The organism is Streptosporangium sp. NPDC000563 (assembly GCF_040299985.1).
GTDB lineage: Bacteria > Actinomycetota > Actinomycetes > Streptosporangiales > Streptosporangiaceae > Streptosporangium.
In genome coordinates this window covers 1-3,577 of sequence record NZ_JBEPDA010000064.1, presented here as the reverse complement: position 1 = coordinate 3,577, position 3,577 = coordinate 1, and the positions used below count along the sequence as shown (strand labels likewise).

The 3,577-nt window shown below is 66.4% G+C and carries 2 protein-coding genes; both read left to right on the top strand.

The annotated features are described in order from the left end of the window. The first annotated feature begins 342 nt into the window (after positions 1-342). Complete coding sequence (locus tag ABT352_RS40605) at positions 343-2,439, top strand: family 43 glycosylhydrolase (protein ID WP_350950425.1); 2,097 nt, start codon at positions 343-345, stop codon at positions 2,437-2,439. A gap of 101 nt (positions 2,440-2,540) precedes the next feature. Then, positions 2,541-3,577: non-reducing end alpha-L-arabinofuranosidase family hydrolase (locus tag ABT352_RS40600; protein ID WP_350950427.1), on the top strand; the 1,037-nt coding region annotated here is incomplete at its 3' end.

Below are 3,577 nucleotides of genomic sequence, written 5' to 3'. Positions count from 1 at the left end.
GGCTATGTGTAGGGGGTTTCGGTGGCGTAGAGAGAAGGATGGCGCTTCCCGAAGGCCGGGTTTATGTCCCGTCGTCCACCGGACGACGGGACCGGGCACCCCCCACCTGTCTCACCCCCCAGAGAAAGGAACGCCTGTGTCACCCAGCCGCAGGCGGTCTCCCCACCGCCCAGAGGCGTTCCGGCCCTACGACTTTTCGGCCCGCCTTCCGCGGCACCGGGGCCACCTGCCGCGCATCGACCCGATCAACGCGTCGAGTGTCTCCGACCGGCAGGACGCCACGTTCAGGGTGAGGTCGTACCCGAAGTGTTAACGCTAACAAAGTCTTCCAGAGGAGGACGTATGCCTTTTATCAGGCGAAATCGCCTGCGCATGCTGCTGGCCGCCATCACCTCGATCATGCTCACCGGCGCCCTGCTCACGCTCGCCAGCCCCGCGGCGACCGCGGCGACCGTCGACACGAACGCCTGGTACGTGCTGGTCAACCGCACCAGCGGCAAGGCCCTGGACGTCTACAACCTCTCCACCGCCGACGGCGGGCGCATCACCCAGTGGACCCGTAACAACAACAACAACCAGCAGTGGCAGTTCGTCGACTCCGGCGGCGGCTACTACCGCATCAAGTCACGCCACTCCGGCAAGGTCCTGGACGTCAGCGGCTTCTCCACCGCCAACGGCGGCGCGATCGTCCAGTGGGCCGACCTCAACGGCACCAACCAGCAGTGGCGCCTCGCCGACTCCCCTGACGGCTACGTGAGATTCGTCAACCGCAACAGCAACAAGGCCCTGGAAGTGCAGAACGCCTCCACCGCCGACAACGCCAACATCGTCCAGTACGACGACTGGGGCGGCAACAACCAGCAGTGGCAGCTCGTCCAGGTTGGCGGAACGAACCCGACGCCGAACCCGACCCCCACCCCCACCCCGACGCCGGGTCCCGGTGGCAACTACACCAACCCGGTCGTGTGGCAGGACTTCGCCGACGGCGACATCATCCGGGTCGGCGACGCCTACTACTACTCGGCCTCGACGATGCACTACTCGCCGGGCGCGCCGATCCTGCGTTCCTACAACCTGGTCGACTGGGAGTACGCGGGCCACTCGGTCCCCCGGCTCGACTTCAACTCGAACGCCTACGACCTCAACGGCGGCCGGGCGTACGTGAAGGGCATCTGGGCCTCGACCCTCAACTACCGGCCGAGCAACAGCACCTACTACTGGATGGGCTGCATCGAGTTCAACCGCACCTACGTCTACACCGCCTCGGCGGTCGACGGCACCTGGACCAAGCGCTCCCAGATCAACAACTGCTACTACGACGCCGGCCTGCTCGTCGACGACAACGACACGATGTACGTCGCCTACGGCAACGGCACGATCAGCGTCGCCCAGCTCTCGGCCGACGGCCTCAGCCAGGTGCGCGCCCAGCAGGTGTTCCAGACCCCCTCCAGCGTCGGCACCCTTGAGGGCGCCCGCTTCTACAAGCGGAACGGCTACTACTACATCTGGCTGACCAAGCCCGCGAACGGCCAGTACGTGCTGCGCTCGACCAGCCCGTTCGGCCCGTACGAGATGCGCCAGGTCCTGCTGAACATGCCCGGCCCGATCTCCGGCGGCGGCGTGCCCCACCAGGGCGGACTGGTGCAGACCCAGAACGGCGCCTGGTACTACATGTCGTTCGTCGACGCCTACCCCGGCGGCCGGGTGCCCGCTCTCGCGCCGATCACCTGGACCGGCGACGGCTGGCCCACGATCCAGACGGTGAACGGCGGCTGGGGCGTCAACTACCCGAAGCCGAACATCCAGACCAGCAAAACCGTTCAGTCGATGATCGGCCCCGACACCTTCACCTCCCCCTCGCTCGGCCACCGGTGGGAGTGGAACCACAACCCCGACAACTCGCGCTGGTCGACCGGCAGCGGCCTGCGCCTGCAGACCGCGACCGTGACGAACGACCTGTACAACGCCCGCAACACCCTGACCCACCGTATCCAGGGGCCGTCGTCGACCGCGACGATCGAACTCGACTACTCGCAGATGGCCAACGGCGACCGCAGCGGCCTCGCCATCCTGCGTGACCAGTCGGCCTGGATCGGCATCAAACGCGACAACGGGGCGACCCGCGTGGTGATGACCAACGGGCTGACCATGAACAGCAGCTGGCAGACCACGGGAACCGGCACCGAGGCGGCGAGCGCCAACGTCTCGGGCGGCCGGATCTGGCTGAGGGTCAACGCCGACATCCGGCCCGGCTCCGGACGGCAGGCCCGCTTCTCCTACAGCACCGACGGGACCAACTTCACCACGCTCGGACCGGCCTTCACGATGAACAACGCCTGGCAGTTCTTCATGGGCAACCGCTTCGGGATCTTCAACCACGCCACCCAGGCCCTCGGCGGCTCGGTGACCGTGCGCCGCTTCGACCTCACAACCCCGTAAAGACCGAAAAACAACCCTATGAGAACCGTCCCAACCAGCCCGTCCGCTCCCCTCGGACGAAATCGGAGTAAATTGTGCGATTTAAACCCCTAGCCGTCATCATGGCGGCGGCCACCTTGCTGGTGAGCCTGTTCGTGGCCGTCCAGACCGCGAACGCGGCGACCGTCGACACGAACGCCTGGTACGTGCTGGTCAACCGCAACAGCGGCAAGGCCCTGGACGTCTACAACCTGGCCACCAACGACGGCGCCCGCATCACCCAGTGGACCCGTAACAACGGCAACCAGCAGCAGTGGCAGTTCGTCGACTCGGGCGGCGGCTACTACCGCATCAAGTCACGCCACTCGGGCAAGGTGCTGGACGTCAGCGGCTTCTCCACCGCCAACGGCGGTGCGATCGTCCAGTGGGCCGACCTCAACGGCACCAACCAGCAGTGGCGCCTCGCCGACTCGGCGGGTGGCTACGTACGCTTCATCTCCCGCAACAGCAACAAGGCCCTGGAGGTGCAGGGCGCCTCCACCGCCGACGGCGGCAACATCGTCCAGTACGACGACTGGGGCGGCAACAACCAGCAGTGGCAGCTCGTCCAGGTCGGCGGAACGAACCCGAGCCCCACCCCCACCGTGACCCCTCCGCCGGGCACCTGCACCCTTCCCTCGACGTACCGCTGGACCTCCTCGGGCGTGCTCGCGAACCCGAGGTCGGGCTGGGTCTCGCTGAAGGACTTCACCGTCGCCCCCTACAACGGCAAGCAGCTCGTCTACGCCACCACCCACGACTTCGGCACCAGCTGGGGTTCGATGAACTTCAGCCTGTTCACCAACTACTCGGAGATGGCCTCGGCCAGCCAGAACGCGATGAACTCCGGCACCGTGGCGCCGTCGCTGTTCTACTTCGCGCCGAAGAACATCTGGGTGCTCGCCTACCAGTGGGGCGGGGCCGCCTTCTCCTACAAGACCTCCACCGATCCCACCAACCCCAACGGCTGGTCGGCACCCCAGACGCTGTTCTCCGGCAGCATCTCCAACTCCGGCACCGGCCCGATCGACCAGGCGCTCATCGGTGACGGCCAGAACATGTACCTGTTCTTCGCCGGCGACAACGGCAGGATCTACCGGGCCAGCATGCCCATCGGCAA

What these genes read in the sequence shown, in the direction of transcription:
- ABT352_RS40605 (WP_350950425.1), top strand. Translation starts at nt 343, where the DNA reads ATGCCTTTTATCAGGCGAAATCGCCTGCGCATGCTGCTGGCCGCCATC.